The 23,298-nt window shown below is 69.8% G+C and carries 23 protein-coding genes; 12 read left to right on the top strand and 11 right to left on the bottom strand.

Annotated features, from left to right (window positions below; genetic code table 11):
- The first annotated feature begins 91 nt into the window (after positions 1-91).
- Positions 92-781 carry an ArsR/SmtB family transcription factor gene (locus FXO18_RS02550; RefSeq protein ID WP_149359487.1) on the top strand — a complete coding sequence of 230 codons (690 nt, stop codon included), beginning with the start codon at positions 92-94 and terminating at the stop codon, positions 779-781.
- An 11-nt stretch (positions 782-792) separates the two neighbouring features.
- Here FXO18_RS02550 and FXO18_RS02545 read toward each other — a convergent pair whose 3' ends face one another.
- On the bottom strand, positions 793-2,349 hold the full coding sequence (locus FXO18_RS02545) for an arylsulfotransferase family protein (RefSeq protein ID WP_187774141.1): 1,557 nt from the start codon (positions 2,347-2,349) through the stop codon (positions 793-795).
- A 136-nt stretch (positions 2,350-2,485) separates the two neighbouring features.
- Here FXO18_RS02545 and FXO18_RS02540 point away from each other — a divergent pair, with 136 nt between their 5' ends.
- Positions 2,486-3,619: a hypothetical protein gene (locus tag FXO18_RS02540; RefSeq protein WP_149359485.1), complete on the top strand. Its 1,134-nt coding sequence runs from the start codon at positions 2,486-2,488 to the stop codon at positions 3,617-3,619.
- A gap of 12 nt (positions 3,620-3,631) precedes the next feature.
- Here the strand turns inward: FXO18_RS02540 and FXO18_RS02535 are convergent, their stop codons facing one another.
- Complete coding sequence (locus tag FXO18_RS02535; protein WP_149359484.1) at positions 3,632-5,026, bottom strand: serine hydrolase; 1,395 nt, start codon at positions 5,024-5,026, stop codon at positions 3,632-3,634.
- 289 nt (positions 5,027-5,315) lie between these two features.
- Here FXO18_RS02535 and FXO18_RS02530 point away from each other — a divergent pair, with 289 nt between their 5' ends.
- The 6 genes from FXO18_RS02530 (at position 5,316) to FXO18_RS02505 (ending at position 10,748) form a co-directional block, all read left to right on the top strand.
- Positions 5,316-5,519: a cold-shock protein gene (locus tag FXO18_RS02530; RefSeq protein WP_149359483.1), complete on the top strand. Its 204-nt coding sequence runs from the start codon at positions 5,316-5,318 to the stop codon at positions 5,517-5,519.
- A gap of 149 nt (positions 5,520-5,668) precedes the next feature.
- Positions 5,669-7,285 carry an ABC transporter substrate-binding protein gene (locus FXO18_RS02525; RefSeq protein ID WP_235900400.1) on the top strand — a complete coding sequence of 539 codons (1,617 nt, stop codon included), beginning with the start codon at positions 5,669-5,671 and terminating at the stop codon, positions 7,283-7,285.
- A gap of 14 nt (positions 7,286-7,299) precedes the next feature.
- Positions 7,300-8,310: an ABC transporter permease gene (locus tag FXO18_RS02520; protein ID WP_407936418.1), complete on the top strand. Its 1,011-nt coding sequence runs from the start codon at positions 7,300-7,302 to the stop codon at positions 8,308-8,310.
- Positions 8,303-9,136, top strand: coding sequence for an ABC transporter permease (locus FXO18_RS02515; RefSeq protein WP_235900399.1), 834 nt, complete (start codon positions 8,303-8,305; stop codon positions 9,134-9,136). Before FXO18_RS02520 ends, FXO18_RS02515 begins: the two co-directional genes overlap by 8 nt.
- Positions 9,137-9,240: 104 nt before the next feature.
- Complete coding sequence (locus tag FXO18_RS02510; protein ID WP_235900469.1) at positions 9,241-10,107, top strand: ATP-binding cassette domain-containing protein; 867 nt, start codon at positions 9,241-9,243, stop codon at positions 10,105-10,107.
- Positions 10,107-10,748 carry an ABC transporter ATP-binding protein gene (locus tag FXO18_RS02505; protein WP_149359481.1) on the top strand — a complete coding sequence of 214 codons (642 nt, stop codon included), beginning with the start codon at positions 10,107-10,109 and terminating at the stop codon, positions 10,746-10,748. The genes FXO18_RS02510 and FXO18_RS02505 overlap by 1 nt, the downstream gene beginning before the upstream one ends.
- Here FXO18_RS02505 and FXO18_RS02500 read toward each other — a convergent pair.
- Positions 10,745-11,983, bottom strand: coding sequence for a M24 family metallopeptidase (locus tag FXO18_RS02500; protein ID WP_149359480.1), 1,239 nt, complete (start codon positions 11,981-11,983; stop codon positions 10,745-10,747). The two genes, FXO18_RS02505 and FXO18_RS02500, sit on opposite strands and share 4 nt — an antisense overlap.
- A gap of 168 nt (positions 11,984-12,151) precedes the next feature.
- Here FXO18_RS02500 and FXO18_RS02495 point away from each other — a divergent pair, with 168 nt between their 5' ends.
- On the top strand, positions 12,152-12,460 hold the full coding sequence (locus FXO18_RS02495; RefSeq protein ID WP_456237244.1) for an Rv1893 family protein: 309 nt from the start codon (positions 12,152-12,154) through the stop codon (positions 12,458-12,460).
- Between the two features lie 173 nt (positions 12,461-12,633).
- Positions 12,634-13,455, top strand: coding sequence for a maleylpyruvate isomerase family mycothiol-dependent enzyme (locus tag FXO18_RS02490; protein WP_149359478.1), 822 nt, complete (start codon positions 12,634-12,636; stop codon positions 13,453-13,455).
- Between the two features lie 13 nt (positions 13,456-13,468).
- Here the strand turns inward: FXO18_RS02490 and FXO18_RS02485 are convergent, their stop codons facing one another.
- Together FXO18_RS02485 and FXO18_RS02480 are read right to left on the bottom strand one after the other, a co-directional pair.
- Positions 13,469-14,608, bottom strand: coding sequence for an acyl-CoA dehydrogenase family protein (locus tag FXO18_RS02485; protein ID WP_149359477.1), 1,140 nt, complete (start codon positions 14,606-14,608; stop codon positions 13,469-13,471).
- Between the two features lie 216 nt (positions 14,609-14,824).
- Positions 14,825-15,112 (bottom strand): DUF427 domain-containing protein, encoded by a 288-nt coding sequence (locus FXO18_RS02480; RefSeq protein ID WP_149359476.1) that lies wholly within the window; start codon positions 15,110-15,112, stop codon positions 14,825-14,827.
- Positions 15,113-15,525: 413 nt separating this feature from the next.
- On the opposite strand from FXO18_RS02480, the gene FXO18_RS02475 reads away from it, so the two are divergent.
- On the top strand, positions 15,526-16,272 hold the full coding sequence (locus tag FXO18_RS02475) for a metal-dependent hydrolase (RefSeq protein WP_149359475.1): 747 nt from the start codon (positions 15,526-15,528) through the stop codon (positions 16,270-16,272).
- 33 nt (positions 16,273-16,305) lie between these two features.
- On the opposite strand, the gene FXO18_RS02470 is transcribed toward FXO18_RS02475, so the two are convergent.
- From FXO18_RS02470 to FXO18_RS02450, 5 genes are all read right to left on the bottom strand, one after another.
- On the bottom strand, positions 16,306-17,838 hold the full coding sequence (locus FXO18_RS02470; RefSeq protein WP_149359474.1) for a precorrin-2 C(20)-methyltransferase: 1,533 nt from the start codon (positions 17,836-17,838) through the stop codon (positions 16,306-16,308).
- Positions 17,835-18,464: a precorrin-8X methylmutase gene (locus tag FXO18_RS02465; RefSeq protein WP_149360059.1), complete on the bottom strand. Its 630-nt coding sequence runs from the start codon at positions 18,462-18,464 to the stop codon at positions 17,835-17,837. The genes FXO18_RS02470 and FXO18_RS02465 overlap by 4 nt, the downstream gene beginning before the upstream one ends.
- Positions 18,465-18,534: 70 nt before the next feature.
- Entirely contained in the window at positions 18,535-18,894 is a 360-nt protein-coding gene (locus FXO18_RS02460) for a metal-sensitive transcriptional regulator (RefSeq protein WP_149359473.1), read from the bottom strand.
- Between the two features lie 43 nt (positions 18,895-18,937).
- The gene (locus FXO18_RS02455; protein ID WP_149359472.1) at positions 18,938-21,217 is read right to left on the bottom strand and encodes a heavy metal translocating P-type ATPase; all 2,280 of its coding nucleotides are present in this window, start codon (positions 21,215-21,217) and stop codon (positions 18,938-18,940) included.
- A 43-nt stretch (positions 21,218-21,260) separates the two neighbouring features.
- Positions 21,261-21,461 (bottom strand): heavy-metal-associated domain-containing protein, encoded by a 201-nt coding sequence (locus FXO18_RS02450; RefSeq protein ID WP_149359471.1) that lies wholly within the window; start codon positions 21,459-21,461, stop codon positions 21,261-21,263.
- 126 nt (positions 21,462-21,587) lie between these two features.
- Here FXO18_RS02450 and FXO18_RS02445 point away from each other — a divergent pair, with 126 nt between their 5' ends.
- On the top strand, positions 21,588-22,214 hold the full coding sequence (locus FXO18_RS02445; protein WP_149359470.1) for a DUF305 domain-containing protein: 627 nt from the start codon (positions 21,588-21,590) through the stop codon (positions 22,212-22,214).
- A 13-nt stretch (positions 22,215-22,227) separates the two neighbouring features.
- Here FXO18_RS02445 and FXO18_RS02440 read toward each other — a convergent pair whose 3' ends face one another.
- On the bottom strand, positions 22,228-23,286 hold the full coding sequence (locus tag FXO18_RS02440) for a helix-turn-helix domain-containing protein (RefSeq protein ID WP_187774140.1): 1,059 nt from the start codon (positions 23,284-23,286) through the stop codon (positions 22,228-22,230).
- Between the last annotated feature and the right edge of the window lie 12 nt (positions 23,287-23,298).

Genomic DNA, 23,298 nt, shown 5'->3' with positions numbered 1-23,298 from the left:
TCCTGCGGGATGATGGTGGCCCTGGGCAACTAAACTCCAAAGAAACATGGAATACTGTAGTTCAGTATTACACAAAGCTTTGGAGGAGCAAATGGGCGACCGCCGGAAGAAGACAGAACTATTCGATCAGCTCGCGCGGGTCGGCAAGGCCCTCGGCAACGGCAAGCGCCTCGAGCTGCTCGATCTGCTCAGCCAGGGCGAACGCAGCGTCGATCACCTCGCCACCGCCGCATCCCTCGGCCTCAGCACCGCCTCCGCGCACCTCCAGGTGCTCAAGCAAGCCGGACTCGTCACCACCCGCAAGGACGGCACCCGCATCCACTACGCCCTAGCCGGCATGGACATCGCGCGCCTCTACGCGCAGCTGCGTACCGTCGCCACCGATCACATCCCCGACGTCCGGCACGCGCGCGACGACTACCTGCGCTCCAGGTTCCAACCAGGCGCACCGACGGTCGAGCAAGAGGTACGGCGCGATGAGCTGCTCGCCCTCGCCGCCACCGGCGCGATCACCGTCATCGACGTCCGCCCCGCCGAGGAATACCAGGCAGCCCATATCCCCGGAGCCCTCTCCGTCCCCCTCGACGACCTCCAGCAACGCATCGCCGAGCTGCCCGCCGACCAGGAGATCGTCGCCTACTGCCGCGGCGCCTACTGCGTCCTCGCCTACGACGCCGTGAACCAGCTCCGCGCGCAAGGCGTTCCGGCCCGCAGGCTCCAGGACGGGATGCTCGAATGGCGGCTCGCGGAGCTCCCCATCGACACCGGCGACGCCGCGTGAGACGCCTCCAGCTAGTCGACTGGCGTCACGGCTGAGCTGCCGATGGTCTCGCCGATCACATCGAGCGCATCGACACGGACCGCTGCGAAGGCGCCGTCGATGATTGCTTCGGTCTCGAAGCCGTCACGGGGGACGGTCCGCACGACCTCGAGCTCGTCCTCGCTCGGGCCCGCCCAGATGCGCCATCGGTTGACCGGTGTGGCTCCGTTCCAGCTGACGCTCACCCGCGTGGAAAGGTCATCGGCGCGCGCATCGACGACGGGTGGCACGAAGGGGAGGCCGGACCACTCTACGAGCTCGGCGCCGCTCGAGCGCATCGATGCCGGGAACACCAGGTGGCGGACGATCTCCCCGCCCGGCGCGAACTCGGTGAGGGCGCCCTGCTCGCCCCAGGTGACCAGGCTATTGCCACTGGGCAGTACCTGATGGCTGCCTGCCCCGGGGCTCGCCCAGCCGAAGGGATGCGAGTACGCTGCCGCGATGCTGGCGGTCCGCTCGACCTCGTTGAGGTCGAGGACGAGAGCCCGTGAGGCCGGCGGCGCGATCGGATCCTCGCCGTTCTCCTCGGCCTCGTCGATCTTTTCCTCGGTCAGCCCCCGATGCGGGGTCCTAGTGGCCCCGTCGAACACGCTCAGGCGCCCATCGGGCAGCAATCGGGCATCGCGGGGCCAGCGGAACTCCGCGTCGGCCTCGACCACGAAGTCGCTTGCCTTGCCGCCGAGGCGCCAATCCAGCTCACCGGACTCCCGGTCGACCCGGTAGATCGCGCCGGTGCCGTGGCCAGTGATCAGCACATCCCCGTCCTCGGCGAGCGCGAGCCCGGCGATGCCGAGATAATCCCACGGCTCGGTCGGATCCTCGGGAGCAGCAACCTCGGAATCAGCGGACGGGATGTGATCGAGCGCGTCCCACCGGAACAAGACTTCGTTGTCCTCCAGGGAGATCTCCTGCAGCACAGCGGTGCGTACTGCCCGCTCCTCGCCATCGATCACGGTCTCGACGACGGGTGTCGCGACGAGCCATGCAGTGCCCGCGGGGGTGATCCGCATTCCCAGGGGGTTCGCCACCAGCTCGTCGCCGGCCTGCACGATCCGGGTCTCGCCGTAGTTCGTGCCGAGCACGACGTATTCCCCCTCGGTGCCGTCGCTCTCGCCGCGCCAGTAGGTGAGCACTGGCTGCCCCTCGAGCCGCTGCACCGCCGGCGCCCGGATGGCCGCCTCATCCGGGGCGGGCAGGAACCAGATGGGATCGCCCTCGCCCGAGGCCAGCAACGCACCGGGCTGGGCCATGTCCGCACCGTCAGCGCCATCCTCGCCGTCCTCGCTCTCCCTGTCATCAATGCGGCTCCTGTCCGGCTCGATCGGCAGGAGAAGCGATCCAGGAGTAGCGGAATCCATGCGAAGCATCGGCGCGACCACGGGCGGGCGCAGCTGCGGCGCGGTGATATAGGTGCGCGCGCCCACATCAAGGGTGGCCGGGAACACAGGAGCTTCATCAGCCTTGAAGCATCCTGCCAGCAGCGTCATCGACGCGCATGCCGCGACGACCCGAGCTACCCGGTACCGCACCGCATTACCACCTCTCGCGCAACACGAATCTCGCTGCCACGCTACGGCAAAATCCCAGCGATCGCGCGCCACCACGCGCCTGCCCGGTTCGTCCCCAGCTGTGCCGCGACCGTGGCGGCATTGGATACTGAGGAGCATGCGCGACGATCCAGGATGGTGCTACCACCGCGAGCCCGGGCCCCGCGGGCCGGAGCCGGATGCGACCCGATGGGTGCTCGCCTGGTCCGGCTGCCGACGGCTGCCCCCGTCCATCCCCTCGCTCGACGATGGGCCCGCGCTGTTCCTCGCGGCCGGGCGCCTCTCCTCAGCGACCCGCGAGGCGTTCATCCAGCGCCTGCGCTCCGGGGCGAGCATCCCTTCTGCCGGCGGGTTCGCCAGGCTCCGCCAGGCCAGCGACCTCCATGCCGCTCTCGCCACGCGTGCGGAGTCATTGGCGCCCGGCCCCGCGCGGCTCGTCCTCGCGCGCCAGGCACGCTCCCTCGATCGCCAGCTGCGCGAGGCCCGGGCGCGGTTCACCCTCGCGCGCGGTCACTACCCCGCGTCGGTGCGCGAGGTCCGGCGCGAGCGCAAGGAAGGGACATATCTCGCCATCGAGCAGCGCGACGAGATCTTCGATGCGCTGCTCGCGACACCCGCCCCGCTGCTCGCGGATCGGACAGCCCGGGCCGTCCTCGCGCAGCAGGCCCGCAAGCTCGACCAGGCGAGCCGCTGGGAACCACTCGCCCGCGCCATCCGGGATCGCCTCGACATCGACGAGCACGACGATCGGCGATTCGCCGACGAGTCAGAAGTGCTGATGCACCTCGCCGGTGTGGCATGCGCGGGCATCAGCAGCTCCGGCGCGTGGCTATCTGCGACGATGGCGCCGCTGCGCGCCCAGCTCGATCTGGCCGGCGAGCTGACCGCGATCAGCATCGATGCCGTCGCGGCGGCCCGGCTGCGCGCGGACCTCACGGACTCGCTCGTCGCGGCGAGCACGGCCACGGAGCGCGAGGCGCAGCGCGCCCGGACCCGGCAGCTCGCACCGATCTGGCGGGAGATCGCCGCCCGCGTCGCCGCGCTGCTCGACGTCGACGAAGCCGTGCGGGCGGGGCGCATGCCAGGAAGCGCCGACGGCGAGCTGCTCGACGCCCGCCTCGAGGAGATCGCCGGCCGCGCTGGCGATCGCGAGATCTCCGCGGCGGGGACGCGGCGCGTATCCGAGCAGGTCGGTCGGCTCGCGCCGCGCGATGTGGACTATCACGGCATGCTGTTCGGCCGGGGCCCCTAGTCGCGCACCTGGCTAGTCCCGCAGCAGGCCGAGCCCGCCCTTGGTGATCGACAGCGCGTCCTGGATCTGGCCGCCCGTCGCCTCGGGATCGCTGATGTCGAGGCCGGGATCCTCGCTGACGAGCGCCACGAACACCGCTTGCCCGTCGCTATCGACCGCCCGGTAGGACAGCGCGAGCACGCCCGGCTCCGAACCACCCTTGAACCAAACGGTGGGCCATTGCTGCAGGTCGAGGCCGATCCCGCCATCATTGCGCGAGAGCGCGCCCTCGACGAGCGGCTCCTCGTGCTCGGCGAGCGCGGCGTAGGCGTTGCACAGATCATCGAGCGCCACGGACCATTCGATCTCGTCGACGTGGCGCGGGGTCGTCCAGTCGGATACGGCGCTGACGGGCGGCAGGTCAGTGCTCGCGACCGTGTTCTCGATGAAGTCCCGCTTGGCGGCCTCGCTGTCGAGCGCGGAGTACTCGTCGGCGAGCGCGGGATAGTCAACGGCCTTGAGGATGAACATCTCCCGCGTGTTCAGCAGCGGCGCATTGCTACCCGGATCGCCAGTGATGCGGGCGAACGATTCCTCCACGGCCTCGCGGCCAACGAGCTCGATGAGCAGGTCGGTCGCGGTGTTGTCACTGAGCGCCATCATCAGTTCCGTCGCCTCGGTGACAGTGACCGCGGTGCCGTCGGCCTCGTCCTGCAGGACGCCCGTTGGCCAGCTCTTGGTCGCGTCCCGCACGGTCATGGTGGTATCGGGGGAGATGGTCCCCTCGCCGAGGGCCTGGGCGACGGCATCAAGGACGAAGATCTTGAACACCGAGGCGATCGGCACCACCTCGCTCGCGGCGCGCTCATGGACTGTGGTGCAGGATCCATCGTCGTCCATGCGCGCGGCGAGGAACGCGGATTCCGGGGCGATCCCATCGAGGCGGTCGTCGAGGTCGTCCCAGCTCGTGGGAGGCGCGGGCATCTCGGGGTCGGCAGGGGAGATGGTGAGCCCCGCGATCTTCCCGGCGTCGTTGACCGCCACCGCGAGGTTGAGGCGCTCGCCGTTGGCCCGCGCGACGATGACGAGCTCGTCGGGCTCGTCCGAGGCGATCGATTCGGGGGTGAACCCACCGAACTGCTCGAGGGTGGAGTTGAGCTCGTCGGCGGAGACGTTGGCGAGGAAGTCCTCGGTGAAGCGCTCGCGGAGATCGGTCTCGCTGATCGGTGGGCTGGCCGCGACCGAGAGGAACCAGGCCATCTGCTGCCCGGCGGCGGTGTCGGGAAGCGTGACCGCTGGCTGCTCGCTGCTGGCATCGCTGCCCGGGGCTGGATCGTCGCTGGTGGAGCACGAGGCGAGAGTGGCCGCGGAGGCGATGATCGTGAGCACGGCGGTGGCGCGTCGCACGGGGGAGACGGAGGGGCGCATCCATCCATTACTACCCTGCATGGCCGACGGAGGGACCGATGGGTCCGTGCTGGGCGCGCCCGCGAGAAGCAATGTGGGCCAAGCACTGGCGCTTCGGCCCACGATGTGCTCTACTTAATCCCGGTCGTAGTTTTCGGTGTTCGTTTCGTGCGTGCTCGAGATCAATGTTGCGGTCACAGAGTATGTACCAAGCGTTCTTCACCAGTAAGACTCGCAAGCTCTTGTGATCTCAACCGGCCTGATGGGCTGGAACGTCTACCCATCATTTCCGGTAAGAGAGAGAAGTATCATGGCGCAGGGCACAGTCAAGTGGTTCAACTCGGAGAAGGGCTTCGGCTTCATCGCTCCCGAGGATGGTTCCGCTGACGTATTCGTCCACTACTCGGAGATCCAGTCGAACGGTTTCCGTTCGCTCGAGGAGAACCAGCGAGTCGAGTTCGAGATCGGCCAGAGCCCCAAGGGCCAGCAGGCCATCGCGGTTCGCCCCCTCTGAGGAACACCCCAAACTTTGAGGTAGTTCGTTAGAAATCGAGCCCCCCGCATTCATGCGGGGGGCTCGATGCATGTCCAGATGGTTTTCCGTGCTGGCCCTATCGTTCCCGCACTGTCCAGCACTACCATGACATATGAACATCTGAACAGATGAGAGGATATATCGTGGGGCTGCCGAGCACGCGCAACGCCATCGCAGTACTGATGGCGACCACGCTCGCGCCAGTCCTCGCCGCCTGCACCACCCCCGGGGCCACCAGCGAGGAACCAGACGGGCTGATCCTCGCGGATTCCAGCGCTCCAGGCGGCTACAACCCCATCGCCGGCTACGCCCCGGTCGGGGCCTCGAAGCTCTATGACGGACTGCTCCGCCACACCACCGACGGTCTCGAGCCCGCCTTGGCCGCAACGATGCCCACCAGCGACGCCACCGGCACCCTGTGGACGATCACCCTCCGCGAGGGCGTCTCCTTTACCGATGGCACGGCACTCGACGCCACCGACGTCGTCGCGACCTACCAGGCGATCCTCGACCCCGAGAGCGCCTCCGAGATCGCCTCCGCCTACAGCATGATCAACCGCATCGAGGCACTCGACGAGCAGAAGGTGCGCTTCACCCTCGACCATCCCTTCGCCGCGTTCCCCGTGAAGCTGCTGCTCGGCATCGTTCCCTCCGAGCGCATCGTCCCCGGCCAGCCCGCCGCCGAGTCCGCGCTCAACACCGAGCCCGTGGGCACCGGCCCCTACGAGCTCGCCGCGCTGCGGCCCGACCGAGCCGTGCTGCGCGCGAACCCCGGCTACTGGGATGGCCCGCCGGCGGTCGAGCAGATCACCGTGCTCTCGGTCCCTGATGACAACGCCCGGGCCCTGCGCCTAGCCGCCGGCGAACTCGACGGCGCGCCACTGCCGCCGCTGCTCGCGCAGCGCTATGCCGAGCGCACCGGCATGGAGCTGGTCGCCGCCCCCTCAGCGGACTGGCGCGGGGTCTCCATGCCCTCGGGCGACCCAGTTACCGGCGATACCGCCATTCGCCGCGCCCTCAACCTCGCCGTGGACCGCGACGCCATGATCACCACCTTGCTCGGAGGCCACGGCCGCCCCGCCCACACCCCGATGCCGCCCGAGGCGGGGGAGGCACACGCGCGAGACGCCGTGTTCGACCACGCCCCCGACCAGGCCCGAGCGCTGCTCGACGAAGCCGGTTGGCGCACGGGCGGCGATGGCATCCGCGCGAAGGACGGCCAGCGGGCCACCTTCACCGTCCTGTACAACCCCGCCGATCTCGTGCGGCGCGACCTCGCCCAGGCGTTTGCCGCCGATGCGCGCCGGATCGGCATCGAGGTCCCGCTCGAGGCACTGCCGTGGGACCGCATCACCCCTCGCATCGAGGACGACGCGATCCTGCTCGGAGGCGGCGAGGAGCCCTACGACCCCGACACCCAGCTCTACGCCACCTGGCACTCGCGCTATCTCGACCCAGGTGTGGGCAGCGCGTTCGACAACGCCAGCCGCCATGCCGACCCGCGCATCGACGCCTTGCTCGACCAGGCCCGCCGCGTGACGGACCCGGACGAGCGGGATGCCGCCTACCGCGCGGCCCAGCAGCACTACGTCGAGGACCCCGGCTACGTGTTCCTCGTCTTCCTCGACCACACCTACCTCGCCCGCACCGACGGCTGGAGCACGAGCGACCCGATTCTCGAGCCCCACTCCCACGGAGCTCTGTGGGGCCCCTGGTGGTCGGTCGAGTCCTGGACGCCACGATGACCACCAGGGAGAGGATGATCGAACCGCTTCCGGCCCGCGGTCGGCGCCTGCGGGAGCGCGGAGCCGGACGCATGATCGCGCGCAGGCTCGCCCTGTTCCCGGTCGTCACCATCGTCGTATCCGCAGCCCTGTTCGCCGCGGCCGCCGCATCGCCGTTCGATCCGCTCGCCGCGTACCTCGGCAACCGCTACCTGACCGCCAGCGAGGAGGCAAAGGCTGCCATCACCGCCACGCTCGGCCTCGACGCCCCCTGGCATACCGCCTACTGGTGGTGGCTGTCCGACCTCGCGCAGGGCGACCTCGGCTACTCCCGCGCCTTCCACCAGCCGGTGATCGACGTACTGGCCGAGAGGCTGCCCTGGACAGTGCTGCTCGTGACCACCTCGATGCTCGTCGCGATCCCCGTGGCGCTGCTGCTCGGCACCTGGGCCGGGATCCGTCCCGGCAGCACCATCGACCGCATCATTACGACGATCACGCTTGCGGTGCAGGCGATGCCACCGTTCGTGCTGGCGCTCGCCGCCATCGCGGTGTTCGCCCTCGCGCTGGGCTGGCTGCCCCCGGCCGGGCTCACTGACGCCGGAGCCGAGCCGTCGCTCGGCCAGGTCGTCCGCCACCTCGTGCTGCCCGCCAGCGTGCTCGCGATCAGCCAGATGCCGTGGCTGCTGCTCGCCGCCCGCGAATCCATCAGCGCGAGCCTGTCCTCGGACTTCGTCGCCGGGGCACGAGCACGCGGCATCAGCGAGCGTCGCATCATCACCGGGCATGTGCTGCCCGCGTCCCTCGCCCCGGTCCTGACCATCCTCGGCGCACGCCTGCCCGAGCTGATCGTCGGCGCGGTCCTGGTGGAGGAAGTGTTCTCCTGGCCGGGCATCGCCGCCGCGCTCGTCACCTCCGCCCAGCACCTCGACCTGCCGTTGCTCGCGCTGCTGACCATTGCCACGACGCTCGCGGTGCTGCTCGGCTCCCTGCTCGCCGACATCGCCTACCTCGTCGCCGATCCCAGGGTGCGCGCCGATGGCTAGGCCCGCGATGCCTTCCGCGCCCGTTCTCGGCACGGGCATCCTGGCCATGATCATCGCCTACGCCGTCCTCGTGCCGTGGATCGCTGGTCCCGAGGCGCTGGCCGTCGACCTCGCCCGCGCCGGGCAGGCTCCATCGCCATCGCATCCGTTCGGCACCGACAGCCTCGGCCGCGACCTCTTCGCCCAGGTAGCCGCCGCATTGCGCGTGTCGCTGGTCATCGCGGCCGCGGCAGCGCTGCTCGCCACTGGCATCGGCCTGCTCATCGGGACCGCCTCTGCGCTCGCCGGGGGCGTCACCGATCGCATCGTGATGCGCCTCGCTGACGCCACCAATGCTCTGCCGCACCTGATCCTCGGCATCGTCATCGTCGCGATGTTCCGCGGCAACATCGCCGCGATCATCTTGTCGATCGGCCTCACGCACTGGGTGCTCGTCGCCCGCATCACCCGATCCGAGGCGCTGGTGCTGCGCGAGCACGACTACATCACCGCCGCTCGCCTCGCCGGAGCCGGGCACCGGCACATCCTCGTCCAGCACATCGTTCCCGGCGTGCTCGGCCAGGCGCTCGTCGCCACCACCCTGCTGCTGCCGCACGCCGTATGGCACGAATCCACCTTGTCGTTCCTCGGCCTCGGGCTGCCCCCGCACCAGCCCAGCCTCGGCACCCTGCTGGCTGCCTCGCGCGATGCGATCCTTCTCGGTTCCTGGTGGACCCTCGCCTTTCCCGCCGGGATGCTCGTGCTCACCACCATCGCCCTTGCCCTCGCCAGTTCCCGCCTGGGCCGGGCGCACCATCTCCATCACCGCGAGGAGGTCCTGCGATGAGCCCAGCGACCCGAGTGGCCGGGCCTGCCACGCACCGGCCCGCGGCGACGGCACCTCTCGCGCGCCCCGTGCTCGCCGTCGACGATCTCACCGTCCGCATCCCGATGCGCGATGGCCGCACCGTCCACGCCCTCTCCGGGATCACCCTGGATCTGCGCCCGGGCACCGTGACAGCGCTGATCGGCGAGTCTGGCTGCGGAAAGTCCATGCTCGCCGCGGCATTGATGCGACTGCTGCCACCGTCCGCCCGCACCACCGGCACCGCGCGGCTAGCCACCCCCAGCGGGGTGACCGACGTGCTCTCGCCACGGTGCCGGCGGGGCATCGATATCGGTCTCGTCCCGCAATCCCCGGCGACGAGCTTCACGCCCGTCCGCACCGTCGGCTCCCAGATCCGCGAGACCATCACCGAGCTCGGCGGCAGCCACGACGCCCGGGATCTCGCCGAGCGCGCGGGCCTGCCCCCGGAACTGCTGCACCGGTATCCGCACGAGCTCTCCGGGGGGCAGGCCCAGCGCGCCGCGATCGCCGCCGCCCTTGCCGGGGGCCCCGCCGTGCTGATCGCCGACGAGCCCACCTCCCAGCTCGACCCCGCGCTCGCCCGCGACACCCACCAGCTGCTGCGCGGGCTCGCGGACAGCGGCACAACGATCCTGCTGATCAGCCACGATCTCGCTGCCCTGCATCGCGACGGAGTGGCAGACCGCATCGCCGTGATGCATGCCTCCCGGATCATGGAAGAGGGCCCCGCCACGGACGTGCTGGCCGACCCCTGGCATGACTACACACGCGGCCTGCTCGCCGCGCTGCCCGAGCGAGGACTGCGCCCGCTGCCGGGCAAGCCCGTCAGCCTCACCGACCTGCCCGAGGAATGCGTCTACCACCTCCGCGATCCTCGGACACGGCAATCTGGCGGCCCGACGGCGCTGATCGCGACCGGCGACCGCTCCGTGCGGCGAAGGACCTCCTGATGTGGTCCGCGCGGCACCTCGCTGTCGACTATCCCGGCACCCCCGTGCTCGACGACATCAGCATCGACATCGCGCCCGGGGAGATCGTGGGCCTCGGCGGCCCCTCGGGCAGCGGAAAGACCACCCTCGCCCGCGCCATGGTCGGCCTGCACGCCCCGCGCCGCGGAAGCGTCAGCCTCGACGGGCGCGACGTGCGATCAGCGCCGAGGGGCTCGCTAGCGATGCTCTTCCAAGCACCGCGAAGCGCCACCAACCCCCGGCACACCCTGCGCCGCATCATCGGCGAGCCACAACGCATCCGGGCCCCGCGCGGGCCCCGGAAACCGGGAATGATCGAGGAGATCGCCGAGGCAGCAGGCCTGACCATCGATCTGCTTGATCGGTACCCCCGCGAAGTAAGCGACGGGCAGCTGCAGCGCGCATGCCTCGCCCGCGCCCTGGTCCAGCAGCCCCGCTACCTGGTGTGCGACGAGGCCACCGCGATGCTCGACCCCGCCACCGCCGCCACCCTCGCCCGGACACTGGTCGACCGCGCGCGCGGCCACGGCATGGGCGTCCTGCTGATCAGCCATGACAGCGCGCTGCTCGCCGCTATCGCGGACCGCGCGATATCGCTACCGGCACCGGGGCCAGCGACCTAGAGCTGCATCATCTCCGCGGAGCCCTGGGTGAGCACATCCGTGCCCGATGCGGTGATCGCGAACGTGTGCGATAGTCCCACGCCCGCCTCACCGATCGACCGGAACGAACCAGGCATATGGAAGACCATGCCCTCGCGCAGTGGCTCCGGGTTGTCGACGGTGATGTTGAACGGCACGCTGTCCATCCAGTGCGGTGGATGCGCGAGGCCCACCGGGTAGCCGAACAAGTCATGGAACACCACGCCCTCGGGCAGCGCCCCGAGCTGGCCACCGACCGTGCGCGCCACCTCGTCGCACGGTGCTCCCGCGCGCGCCGTCTCGAGGACCCCGGCGACATACTCCTGGGCCAGTCCCGCCAGCCTTGTCACCAGCGGAGACGGAGCGCCCAGGCAGACAGTCCGCATGATCGGCGCGTGATAGCGGTGATGGGTGCCGGCGAACTCCAGGAAGGTCGATCCCTCGACCAGTGGCATCCCGCGCCACGTCGAGTGCGGGATCGATGCCCGGTTGCCCGTCGCGACGACGATCTGCCACGCCGATCGCGAGTTAGCCTGCTCCACCAGCGCGGCACTGATCGCCGCCGCCACCGAAGCATCCGTCGCGCCCGGCCTCGCGGCCGCTGCATAGGCCGCCTGCACGCCCCGCTCCGTGGATTCACCGGCGATGCGCACGCACTCGATCTCGGCAGGGGACATCACGATCCGCACCGCGTCGACGACATCGGAGCCGGGCTCGACATCGCAGTCGGCATCGCGCAGCACATCGATGACACTGATCGGTGTGCGCGAATCAGCCCCGACACGACCGTTGCCGACCCCGTGCGCGATGAACTCCGCCACCGCCGCGTACGCGGTGTGCGCGGTGGCGTACCGGAAGTACCGCACGATGGGTGCCATCGAGCTCGCCACCGCCCGTCCCACCTCGAAGTCCGGCACGAACAGCACCAGCTCGTGCGCGGTGACGAACATCGGCTGCGCAAGCGTCTCCGCGGAGAAGTAGCCGCACAGGTACTCCACCGCGGACGGGCGCGACACCACGAGGGCATCGAGGCCGTTGTCGGCCATGGCCTCGCGCACGCGCCGCAACCGGTCCTCGTACTCCTCGGGCGGGAACGCGGGCGGTTCCGCGGCGGCGACAGTGGCCAACCGATCCGGATCCGACAGCCAGCCAGGGGGCGAGCACCCCGCGAGCGGCTCGACAACTGGGGACTTCTTGGTGACTGGATTGCTGCCCATGGGAACGACCCTACGTCGAGAACACCTGTCGCGCCCGCCGGTTCGGGATCGAAAGCGCGCGAGCCGGAGCGGTGGCCGCCCCAACGTTTATGCGATAGCACGCGCGGGTACTCGTCAATAGGTCCGCGCGGCGCGGACTGCTCCGCGAGATTGGATTGGAGGCCAGTGATGGCCGAGGAAGAGAAGGAACGCCCGCAACCCACGAATACTGTCGACGCGATGAAGCACATTGCCCAGACCTCCCTGGACAAGGCTGGCCAGATCGTCGATGGAAGCACTGACATGCTGCGGGGCAACGTCTCCGGTGGCATCGGCAAGATCATCAAGGGTGCCACCGACATCGCGACGAACTCCGCGGGCAAGGGCGCGCGCATCCTCACCCAGCAGTTCCCGTCGGAGGAAGAGGTCGAGGCCCAGGAGCGCAAGAAGGGTGGCGCCGGGTCGCGGTCGGCCGAGGACAAGGACAAGGACAAGTAGGCGCCCGCTAGCAGCATCCCGCGAGCGAACCGCGCCGGACGGCGGTGCCGCCCGGCGCGTTGCTGCGGGATGCGCTCCCTTGGCAGCGATACTGGCAGCAAGAACCGATGGAGGCGCGATAAGCCCTCCAGCAAGAGGAATCGCATGCCGCCCGGCGTGCGGGGAGGAGACCCGTGCCCACGACGCCCGCCCAGGACGAGGTTGTTCCCGCGCTGATCGAGCAGTGGGAGGTGCTCGGCGGATTGCTGCGCGAGATCCCGGGACCGCAATGGGCAGAGGCGTCGATCCTGCCGGGCTGGCGGGTGCAGGACATCGTTTCCCACATGATTGGCACCGAGCTGATGCTGCTCGGCGAGCAGGCGCCCGCGCCCGCGTCGGATCCGCGCGAGCGGCCCCATGTGCACAACGACATCGCCGCGATCAACGAGCAGTGGATCGACCATCTGCGAGATGACAGCCCCGAGCGCATGCGCGAGCTGTTCGGCTCGGTCATGGCTCGGCGTGCCAAGGCGCTGCGGGAGCTCTCCGCTGACCAGTGGGAGCAGCCCTCGTTCGGGCCGACCGGTCCCACCACGTATGGCGGATTCATGCGGATCCGGCTGTTCGACTGCTGGATGCATGAGCTCGATCTGCGCGACAGTGCCGGACTGCCCGGCGACGAGGGCGGGCTGCGCGGCACGATCTCGCTCGACGTCATCGCCGCGGGCCTGCCCTACGCCGTGGGGCGCAAGGCGCGCGCACCACGCGGCTCCACGATCACCATCACCACGACGTCCCCCGTCGAGCGGGCGATCCACATCGAGGTGGGGGACAAGGCCCGGCACGTCGATGCCCACGACGGGCCTCCGACCGTGGCGATCACGCTTGGAGCGGGACTGCTGGCGCGCCTTGCAGCGGGGCGCGTGCGCGCGGCGGATCACCGTGACCGGATCAGCGTCGAGGGCGATGAAGAGCTTGCCACCACGATCCTCGACAATCTCGCTTTCGTGATGTGATCAGGGTGGGTTGCTAGCGCGCGAGATGCCGGGAGATGACGAGGCGCTGGATCTGGTTCGTCCCCTCGAAGATCTGCATCACCTTCGCCTCGCGCATGTAGCGCTCCACAGGGAAGTCGCCGGTGTAGCCGTAGCCGCCGAGGACCTGCACCGCATCGGTGGTGACCTTCATCGCCGCATCGGTGGCGATGAGCTTGGCGATCGATGCCTGCTGTGAGTAGGGCAGCCCCGCATCGCGACGCCGCGCCGCGTCGAGGTACGTCGCGCGGGCCGAGCCGATGGCAGCGGCCATGTCGGCGAGGAGGAAGCCGAGGCCCTGGTGGTCGATGATGGCCTTGCCGAAGGCTTCCCGCTCCTTGGCGTAGGCGACCGCGTCATCGAGGGCCCGCTGCGCCAGTCCCGTGGCGACGGCAGCGATGCCGAGCCGACCGGAGTCGAGCGCGCTGAACGCGAGCGCCAGGCCCTCGCCCTCGTCGCCGATACGATGCTCGCCCGGCACGAACGCCGAGTCGTAGAACGCCGCCGTTGTGGGGACCGCGCGCAGCCCGAGCTTGTCCTCGGGCTTGCCGAACGACAATCCCGGGGTGTTAGCGGGCACGTGGAAGCAGCTGACGCCGCGCGAGCCCTCGCCCGTGCGGGCGAACAAGGTGTAGAAGTCCGCGCGCCCGCCGTGGGTGATCCACGCCTTGCTGCCGCTGATCGTGTAGCCGCCATCGGCGGGGGTCGCTCGGCAGCGCAGCGCTGCGGCGTCGGAGCCCGCGTGGGCCTCCGAGAGGCTGTACGCGCCGATCAGGTCGCCACCGAGCATGCCGGGGAGCGAGCGCTGCTGCTGCTCAGCCGTTCCTCGGGTGGCCATGGCGTAGCAGGAGAGGCCATGCACGCTGACCGCCACCGCCACGGCCGCCCAGCGTGCCCCGAGCTCCTCGAGGACCTGCAGGTACACCTCGTAGGGCTGACCGCCGCCGCCGAGGTCCTCCGGGTAGGGCAGGCTGAGCAGCCCGAGCTCGCCGAGCGTGGCGAACAGGCCCTCGGGATAGGTCTCGTGCTTCTCGTGCCCGGCGACGATCGGATCGATCTCGCGCGCGGCGACATCGCGAACGAGCTCAATGAGGTCATGCGCCTCGCGCGTGGGCAGGTGGCGGTCAACAGGCATGGGATCCTCCGGGCGTGCTGCTTGCCCGGCCGGGCGCGCGCTGGGATAGGTCGGTCACGGCGTCCACTCTAGTGCCGTGCAGCGGCTGTGCCGCCCGCCTGTTGCCGTGCTGCCTTCGGCGCGAGTGTGCGAACTACGACAGCTCCGCGCGAAATGCGTGTCGTTCTTCGCGCACTCGTCGGCGGGCGCCCCGGGATTCGAGCCCCTACCTGGCAGCTAGTCCACGGTGATGGTCACTTGCGGGTAGAACGCGACATGGTCGGCGATATGGCGAGCCTTGCGCATCGGCTCGGGGTAGTACCAGGCCAGGTTGCTGCCGGTCTGCCCATCGACGAGGAGATCGTAGTAGGACGCGATGCCCTTCCAGAAGCATCGCGTGTGGTGCTCGCTCGGGCGCAGGTACTCGCTTTTGACGCTCTCGGGCGGGAAGTAGTGGTTGCCCTCGACCTTCTCGGTGTTTTCGGCCTCGGCGATGATGGTGTCGTTCCAGATGGCGCGGATCATGTCGGTCCCTTCTCCAGGTGTTCTACTAGCAGCAACACGATGAGGTCGCGCTCGCTTCCCGCCGACGGTGCCACGCGTGCTTCACACCGCCTCGAAAGTGCGAATTGCGACAGCTCGCCGCACGTTTCGCGTCGTTTTTCGCACTCTCATCGGCGGGTATGCCACGAGCGAGCAGTAACCCTTGCTCGCCAATGGCGCGGCAGGAGGGGCGCGACCACCCCGAGGCCCCTGGTGGCATTGCGGAAACGCCATCACTGTGATCCCCGGCACATCCAGGGCCGCGCGGTGCCGCTTCTGTCGGAGTCGTCGTGTATCTGGTTGCACAGCAACAAGTCTCGGTCCGGAACCAGGGCAGCTCTCCAGCCTCGCACCGTGCCCGGGCTTCACCACTAGGAAAGGGGGGCCTCGCCACCATGATGGCCCGAGGACATCTAGCGACCACGAGCGTCCTGTGGCTCGCTTTCGCCCCGCCGATCGCCGAAGCGGCCGGCCGGCCACTGACCACCGGCGAGATCATTGTCTCCACCATCGCCATCGCGGGCTGGTCGGTGTGGCCGGACTGGGATCACTCCGACGCGCAGCTCTCGCGCACGCTCGGTCCATTCTCGAAAGCTTTCGCCACTTTGGTGAACAAGCTGTCGGGTGGGCACAGGGTGGGCAAGACGCACACCGTGGCGTTCGCGCTGGCGATGGGGTTCCTCGCTGGCCTGCTGGGCACGGTGCCGCATGACTTCGGGCAGCTGGTGCTGCCGTCGAACTGGGCGCTGATGGTGATGATGTGGTTCCTGGCCTACACGATGCTGCTCACCCTCGGGCTGTCGGTGTTCCGGTCCCGCCACATCGGCGACGAGATCATGGCGGTGGAAGCCATTGGCATCGTCGCGCTCGCGCTGTGGCTCGCGCCGGGGGATTGGTGGTGGATGCCCTGGACCGCGGCGATCGGCTGCCTGCTGCATTGCGTGCAGGACATGATGACCACCCGCGGGCTCAACAACTTCCTGTGGCCGCTGCCGAAGCGTCGCATGCGCCTGCCGGTCCTCGGCCGCGCGGGCGGCACCCGCGAGCAGATGCTCACCAGCGCCACGCTCATCGCCGCGCTGTGGGTGGCGCCCGCGGTGCTCAGCGGCAACGTGTGGTGGACCGCGGAATGGCTGGCGTGAGCACCACCGCGGCCTGAACGACCGGCTAGGGGATCAGCGGACTGCGTTGTCGAGCGCCAGGGGATCGAGCGCCGGGTAGCGGCGCGAGGTGTAGACCACCTGCCCGGCCGGGCGCTCGACAACGCTCGTCTGCGTCGATCCGATGATCAGCAAGCAGCGCATGTCGACCTGCGCCGGATCCAGGTCAGCAAGGCTCGTGACGGTGACGGTCTCGGCGTCGCTGCCCACCGCGCGGCCGATGATCACCGGTGTCGCGCCGTCACGGATCTCGAGCAGCAGTTCTTTCAGCGCGCCCACCTGCCAGGTGCGCGAGCGGGACGCGGGGTTATAGATCGCGATCGCGAGATCCGCTGTCGCTGCGGCGCGAACGCGTTCCGCCACGATGTCCCACGGCTTGAGCCGGTCCGACAGGGAGATCACCGCGTAGTCGTGGCCCAGCGGTGCCCCGGCACGGGAGGCCACCGCGTTGGCGGCGGTCATCCCTGGTACCACCCGTACCCGCACATCCGCGTATTCCTCGCGCGCGGCTACCTCGAGCACTGCGGACGCCATCGCGAACACACCGGGATCCCCGGAGGAGACCACCGCGACGCGCCCGCCGTCACGGGCGAGGTCGAGTGCATGGGCGGCACGCTCCTCCTCCACGCGATTATCGGAGGGATGCTGGCGCTGCCAGGCGTTCTTGGCCACGCGCGCCAGGTAGGGGCCATAGCCCACGAGATCCGTCGCGGCGCGCAGCTCCCGCCGCACCTCAGGGGTGGTCCAGTCCGTGTGTCCTGGACCGAGGCCCACCACGACGACCTCGCCGCAGCTGGCGTCGCCGGGGAGCGCAGGGGCAGGTGAGCCGGTGTTCAGCGGCGACGGCACGATCGCGACCGAGAAGTAGGGCACGTCGGAGGCGTCAACATCGCGCAATGGCAGCACCCGCTGGGCGTCCCAGCTCGCCCGCTCGACATACACGGCCTCGTCGAGGCGGCCGGCCTTCTCCAGCGCCTCGCGCACGGGCCCGAAGGTGCGGCCGAGCTTCATCACCGCGACCGCGTCACCGCTGGTGAACCGATCGATCAGCTCGGCCTCGGGCAGCGTGCCCGGCACCACGGTGAGGGTCTCGTCGCGCTCGACGAGCGGTACCTGCATCGCTGCGGACGCGGCCGAGATGGACGTGACGCCCGGCACGATCTCGGTGCGGAACCGGCCTTGCAGCCGCTTGTGCATGTGCATGTAGGAGCTGTAGAACAGCGGATCGCCCTCGGCGAGGAGGGCGACGTCGCGGCCCGCGGCGAGGTGGACGGCGAGCCGCTCGGCGGACTCGGCGTAGAACTCGTCGATCGCGCCCTGGTAGCCCCGCGGATGATCGGTGGTTTCGGTGGTTACCGGATAGACGAGCTTTTCCTCGATCTGCCCTTCCCGCAGGTAGGGCGCGGCGACGCTGCGCGCGATGGACCGGCCGTGGCGGGCGCTATGGTAGGCGACCACATCGGCCGCGCCGATCAGCCGGGCCGCCTTGACGGTAACGAGCTCGGGGTCCCCCGGACCGAGGCCGATGCCCCACAAGGTGCCGCTCACAGCTCCACGCTCCCGATCGCATTGACCGCTGCGGCCGTGATGGCGCTGCCACCACGACGGCCCCGCACGAGCAGATGCCGCAGCTGCTGCGGATGCGCGATCACTGCCTCCTTCGACTCCACGGCTCCCACGAAGCCGACGGGCCCGCCGACGATGGCCGCGGGCACGGGCGCGCCATCATCGATGAGCTGCAGCAGATGGAACAGCGCGGTGGGGGCGTTGCCGATCGCCACGATCGCACCGTCGAGATGCTCGCGCCACAGCTCCACCGCGGCGGCGGTGCGGGTGGTGCCCAGTTCCTCGGCGAGGCCGGCCACTCGCGGGTCGCGGAGCGTGCAGATCACCGCGTTGCCCGCGGGGAGGCGGCGGCGCGTGATGCCCTCGGCGACCATGTGCGTATCAGCAAGGATCGGCGCCCCCGCCTCGAGAGCGGCGCGGGCGTGATCGACGACACCGGGCGTGTGCGCGATGTCGTCGATCAGGCCGGTCTGCCCGCACGCGTGGATCATCCGCACCACGGCATCGGCATCGGCGGGGGAGAACCCGCTGAGATCGGTCTCGTCGCGGATCATCGCGAAGGATCGCCGGTAGATCTCGAGGCCGTCGCGCACGTATCCGGCCTCCATGAGGGCCTGGTACGCGCCCGGGCCGGGGGCCGTGGCGTGATGAGGTGTGGTGACGGGCATGGGGGAGAGTCTACGAGCGCACGAGCCGTGCTATCGCATCGGACACTTCCTGGAGCTTCGCGTCCGCCTCCTCGCCCCCGACGGCGACAGCATCGGCGACGCAGTGGCTCATGTGGTCATCGAGCAGCCCGAGGGCGACCGAGCGCAGGGCGCTGGTCATCGCGGACACCTGGGTGAGGATGTCGATGCAGTACTTCTCCTCCTCGACCATGCGCTGGATGCCGCGCGCCTGGCCCTCGATGCGGCGCAGCCGCTTGAGGTAGTTGTCCTTGCTGGAGATGTAGCCGTGATGGTTGCCGTCATGGCAGGCGCTGCCAGCCTGGGTCTCCGAGGCATCAGCGCTGGCTGATGGCGGATTGGAGGTTGTCATCGTCGGTGGCCTTTCGGGTGCAGGACCTTCGCCGGAGGGGAGGTCAGGAACGGGTGGGGGAGAAGCGGCGCAGCCGCAGGCTGTTGCCCACGACGAACAATGATGAGGCGGCCATGGCGGCGCCGGCGATCATCGGGTTGAGCAGGCCTGCCGCGGCGATCGGTAGTGCCGCGACATTGTAGGCGAAGGCCCAGAACAGGTTTCCCTTGATGGTGCGCAGCGTGGCACGGGAAAGCCGGATGGCATCGACGATCGCGCGGGGGTCCGGGCGCATCAGGGTCAGGTCGCTGGCGTTGATGGCGACATCGGTGCCGCTTCCCATCGCGATGCCCAAGTCCGCGCCCGCCAGTGCTGCCGCATCGTTGACGCCGTCGCCGACCATGGCGACGACCTTTCCGCTGGCGCGCAGGTCGGCGATGACGGTGGCCTTGTCCTCGGGCAGCACCCCGGCGATCACTTCATCGATGCCGATGGTCGCTGCCACGGCGCGCGCGGCGGTCTCGTTGTCGCCGGTCAGCATGATGACCTCGGCGCCGAGCCGGCGCAGGCCCGCGACGGCCTCGGCGGACTCGGCGCGCGGGGAGTCGCCCACGGCGAGCACCGCGCGAGCCTCGCCGTCCCAGCCCACGAGCACGGCGGTGCGGCCCTGGCGCTGCTGCTCCTCGAGGGCGTGGGCGAGATCGCCGGGAACGGCGAGGCCTTCGTCCTTCAGCAGTGCCGGGCGGCCGACGATGACGCTGGTGCCGTCGACGGTGCCGCGCACACCGAGCCCGGAGATGCTCGAGAATCCAGAGACCGCGGGGAGCGTCGCGCCCTGCGCGCGTGCCGCAGTGGCGATGGCGCGGGCGATGGGGTGCTCGGAGGAGTCCTCGAGCGCCGCCGCGCGCGCCAGTGCGGTGGCGGCGCTCGTTCCGGTCGCGGGGATCACCTCGTGCAGCGTCATCTCGCCGGTGGTGAGCGTGCCGGTCTTGTCGAGGACGACGGTGTCGATGCGGCGGGTGGACTCGAGGACCTCGGGGCCCTTGATGAGGATGCCGAGCTGCGCGCCGCGGCCGGTGCCCACCATCAGTGCGGTGGGGGTGGCGAGCCCGAGCGCGCAGGGGCAGGCCACGATGAGCACGGCCACCGCTGCGGTGAACGCGAACTCGGTTCCGTCGCCGCTGATCAGCCAGAACGCCAGGGTCGCGGCGCTGAGCGCGAGGACGAACGGCACGAACACCGCGGAGATGCGGTCGGCGAGGCGCTGGACGGCGGCCTTGCCGGCCTGTGCCTGCTCGACGAGCTCACGGATGCGGGCAAGCCGGGTCTGTTCCCCGACGGCAGTGGCGCGAACGGCGATGCGGCCGGAGGTGTTCAGGGTCGCTCCGGTCACGGTGTCGCCGGGCCCGGCCTCCATGGGCACGGGCTCGCCGGTGAGCATGGATTCGTCCACCGCTGTGTGGCCCTCGACGATGGTGCCGTCGGTGGCGATCTTCTCGCCGGGCCGGACGACGAAGATGTCGTCGACCATGAGGCTCGCCACGGGGATGCGCTGCTCGATGCCTTCGCGCAGCACGGCCACGTCGCGCGCGCCGAGCTCGGCGAGGGAGCGCAGCGCGGCGCCTGCACGCCGCTTGGACCTGGCCTCGAGGTATTTCCCAGCGAGGATGAACGTGGTGATCGCGACGGCGGCCTCGAGGTAGATGTTGGCCGAGCCGTCGCCGCGCGCGGGCAGCAGGCTGAAGCCATGGGTCATGCCGATGTGCCCGGCCGTGCCGAAGAAGAGGGCGTAGAGGGACCAGCCGAGCGCGGCGAGCGTGCCGATGGAGATCAGCGTGTCCATGGTGACGGCGCGGTGCCGGGCGTTGAGGATCGCGGCGCGGTGGAAGGGCAGCCCGGACCACATGATGACCGGCAGCGCGAGGGCGAGGGAGAACCACTGCCAGCCGGGGAACTGCAGCGCCGGGATCATGGCGGTGGCGACGACGGGGACGCTGAGCACGGTCGCGAGGGCGAGGCGTCGGCGCAGGCCCGCGACGGCGCGCTCGTCCTCGGCATCGATGTCGGCGGCGGTGAGCGTGGCGTCGTTGTGGTGGGGGCGCGCGCCGTAGCCGGTCTTGCGGACCACCTCGATCAGCTCATCGGTGCTGACCGAGGTGGCTCCGGTGGTGATGCGGGCCTTCTCGGTGGCGAAGTTGACGGTCGCGGTGACGCCCTCTACGCGGTTGAGCTTCTTCTCGATGCGCGCGGCGCAGGAGGCGCAGGTCATTCCGGTGATGTCGAGGTCGATGATCCGGGGCGGTGCCTCCTGGGCAGCGCGCGCGGTGTCGAGGGTCTTGCTCATGGTGGGTCTCCAGGGGGTGCGGGGAGCTGCGTCCAGGGGTCGATCAGGCGATGGCGTAGCCGGCCTCATCGACCGCTTCGCGCAGGGCGGCCGGGTCGAGCTCGGTGTCGCTGGTGATGGTGACCGCGCCGGTGGCGAGGTCGACGGCGACGCTGGTGACGCCGGGCAGGGCGCTGATCTCGGAGCGGACGGAGTTCTCGCAGTGTCCGCAGGTCATGCCGGTGACGGTGATCGTGGTGGTCATGAAGGGCTCCTCGGTGTGGTCCGGCGCGTCGGCCGGACAGTGTGGCGTAGGTACCCCCCTAGGGTATATAAAGGTAGTGGGTCCAGCAACCCCACCGGATCCGGAAACCCCTCTGACAGGAGCATCATGCGAACCCGTCCTCTAGCCATCGCTGCCACCTCCGCCCTCGCCATCGCCCTCACCGCGTGCGGCACCACCAGCACCGATACCGCGACCCCCGCGACCTCCCCGGCAAGCTCCACTGCCGAGTCCGCCACCGCCAATGCCGCCGACCTCATGTTCGCCCAGGGCATGGTTCCCCACCATGAGCAAGCGGTCGAGATGAGCGACATCATCCTCGCCAAGGACGGCATCATGCCCGAGGTCACCGCGCTGGCCCAGCAGATCAAGGACGCCCAGCAGCCCGAGATCGACACCCTCCAGGGGTGGATCAGCGAGTGGACCGACCAGCACGACGATGCCGGCCATATGATGGACGACGGCACCATGATGGACGAGGACTTCATGGGCGGGATGGACGGGATGATGTCCACCGCCCAGCTCGACGAGCTCCGCGATGCTGACGGCCCCGCCGCGAGCCGGATGTTCCTCGAGCAGATGATCATCCACCACGAGGGCGCCATCCACATGTCCCGCGCCCACCTCGGCAACGGCGAGCACCCCGGCGCCCGCGACATGTCCCAGGGCATCAGCGACAGCCAGCAGGCCGAGATCGACACCATGCGCGAGCTGCTCGACCAGATGGGCGAGTAGGCCGCGCGACCTCCTACTCGGCGCGGAAGAAGGCCTCGGCCTCCGCGTCGAGGGGATAGGTCAGCTCGATGCGCAGCTCATCGAGGGTGACCTCCGCGGTCGCCTCGAACCGCGACACCATCCCGATGGTGCGCACCACCCGATCGCCCACCCGGAACCACGGGCACGCGACCAGGCCCGGCGGGGCGCCAGCTGGTCTCGGCAGTCCCCGTGTGGCAGCCTCTGCCTCGCCGAGCAAGGCAGCGATCTCTGCATCGAACGGCATCCTGTCGCGCTGCTGCCGCAACCGGTCCACCCCCGCCCAGGCGACCTCGGCCCAGTTGACGATTGCCTCGGCCGCCCCCGGAGTGCCCGTATAGCGGCGGATCACATTGCTGCCCAGCACATCCGGCCCATATAAGCGGGCGCACGCCTCGTTGGCGAGCAGCACGTTCCAGTGCGCGTCGAGCACCATCGCGGGATAGGGCAGGTGCGCGGCGAGCAAGCGATCGAGCGCGGCCCGGAACGGAGCGAGATCCTCGCCCTGCAGCGCCACCTCGGGGTAGCGGGGCGGCAGCCCGGCCGCTCGCAGCAGCGCATTGCGCTCCCGCAGTGGCACATCGAGCGCGTCAGCGATCCGCAGCACCATCTCCTGGCTCGGGCGCGAGCGCCCCGTCTCGAGGAACGACACATGCCGCGAGGTGGTGGCGGTGCGGCCCGCGAGCGCGAGCTGGCTCAAGCCACGATGGGCCCGCCACTGCCTGATCCGCGCCCCGAACTCGCTTGGTCCCGCGATCCCTGCTGCTGCCATGCCCTGATTATCCGGTAGTCGGACCCGCCCGGCCATTCCCTCGCAGGGAATCGACCAGGCTCCCTGTTCGCGCGATGGTGGAACCATGAACACATCGATCATCACCGCCACGGGCACCCGTCCCTCGGCCACGCTGCTGCGGGCGGCCCTGCGCGCCAACGCCACCTTCTCCCTCGTCACCGGCCCGGCTACCCTCGCGCTCGCCTGGTGGCTCGCGGGCTCCTGGGATGTCCCCCCGGCACTGCTTGCCGCCATCGGCGCATCGGTGGCAGTGTTTGGCATCGTGGTCGCCGT

This window comes from Lolliginicoccus suaedae, from assembly GCF_008312885.1.
GTDB lineage: Bacteria > Actinomycetota > Actinomycetes > Mycobacteriales > Mycobacteriaceae > Lolliginicoccus > Lolliginicoccus suaedae.
Note: the sequence above shows the minus strand (reverse complement) of the source record. Positions and strands in the feature narration are given on the sequence as shown.

Bases quoted from the DNA above. Each gene is read 5' to 3' on its own strand.
- FXO18_RS02550 (WP_149359487.1), top strand. From the start codon at position 92: ATGGGCGACCGCCGGAAGAAGACAGAACTATTCGATCAGCTCGCGCGG.
- FXO18_RS02540 (WP_149359485.1), top strand. From the start codon at position 2,486: ATGCGCGACGATCCAGGATGGTGCTACCACCGCGAGCCCGGGCCCCGC.
- FXO18_RS02535 (WP_149359484.1), bottom strand. From the start codon at position 5,026: ATGCGCCCCTCCGTCTCCCCCGTGCGACGCGCCACCGCCGTGCTCACG.
- FXO18_RS02530 (WP_149359483.1), top strand. From the start codon at position 5,316: ATGGCGCAGGGCACAGTCAAGTGGTTCAACTCGGAGAAGGGCTTCGGC.
- FXO18_RS02525 (WP_235900400.1), top strand. From the start codon at position 5,669: ATGAGAGGATATATCGTGGGGCTGCCGAGCACGCGCAACGCCATCGCA.
- FXO18_RS02520 (WP_407936418.1), top strand. From the start codon at position 7,300: ATGATCGAACCGCTTCCGGCCCGCGGTCGGCGCCTGCGGGAGCGCGGA.
- FXO18_RS02515 (WP_235900399.1), top strand. From the start codon at position 8,303: ATGGCTAGGCCCGCGATGCCTTCCGCGCCCGTTCTCGGCACGGGCATC.
- FXO18_RS02510 (WP_235900469.1), top strand. From the start codon at position 9,241: ATGCGCGATGGCCGCACCGTCCACGCCCTCTCCGGGATCACCCTGGAT.
- FXO18_RS02505 (WP_149359481.1), top strand. From the start codon at position 10,107: ATGTGGTCCGCGCGGCACCTCGCTGTCGACTATCCCGGCACCCCCGTG.
- FXO18_RS02500 (WP_149359480.1), bottom strand. From the start codon at position 11,983: ATGGGCAGCAATCCAGTCACCAAGAAGTCCCCAGTTGTCGAGCCGCTC.
- FXO18_RS02495 (WP_456237244.1), top strand. From the start codon at position 12,152: ATGGCCGAGGAAGAGAAGGAACGCCCGCAACCCACGAATACTGTCGAC.
- FXO18_RS02485 (WP_149359477.1), bottom strand. From the start codon at position 14,608: ATGCCTGTTGACCGCCACCTGCCCACGCGCGAGGCGCATGACCTCATT.
- FXO18_RS02480 (WP_149359476.1), bottom strand. From the start codon at position 15,112: ATGATCCGCGCCATCTGGAACGACACCATCATCGCCGAGGCCGAAAAC.
- FXO18_RS02475 (WP_149359475.1), top strand. From the start codon at position 15,526: ATGATGGCCCGAGGACATCTAGCGACCACGAGCGTCCTGTGGCTCGCT.
- FXO18_RS02465 (WP_149360059.1), bottom strand. From the start codon at position 18,464: ATGGAGGCCGGATACGTGCGCGACGGCCTCGAGATCTACCGGCGATCC.
- FXO18_RS02460 (WP_149359473.1), bottom strand. From the start codon at position 18,894: ATGACAACCTCCAATCCGCCATCAGCCAGCGCTGATGCCTCGGAGACC.
- FXO18_RS02455 (WP_149359472.1), bottom strand. From the start codon at position 21,217: ATGAGCAAGACCCTCGACACCGCGCGCGCTGCCCAGGAGGCACCGCCC.
- FXO18_RS02450 (WP_149359471.1), bottom strand. From the start codon at position 21,461: ATGACCACCACGATCACCGTCACCGGCATGACCTGCGGACACTGCGAG.
- FXO18_RS02445 (WP_149359470.1), top strand. From the start codon at position 21,588: ATGCGAACCCGTCCTCTAGCCATCGCTGCCACCTCCGCCCTCGCCATC.
- FXO18_RS02440 (WP_187774140.1), bottom strand. From the start codon at position 23,286: ATGCCAAACACTGCCACCGATGCGCCGATGGCGGCAAGCAGTGCCGGG.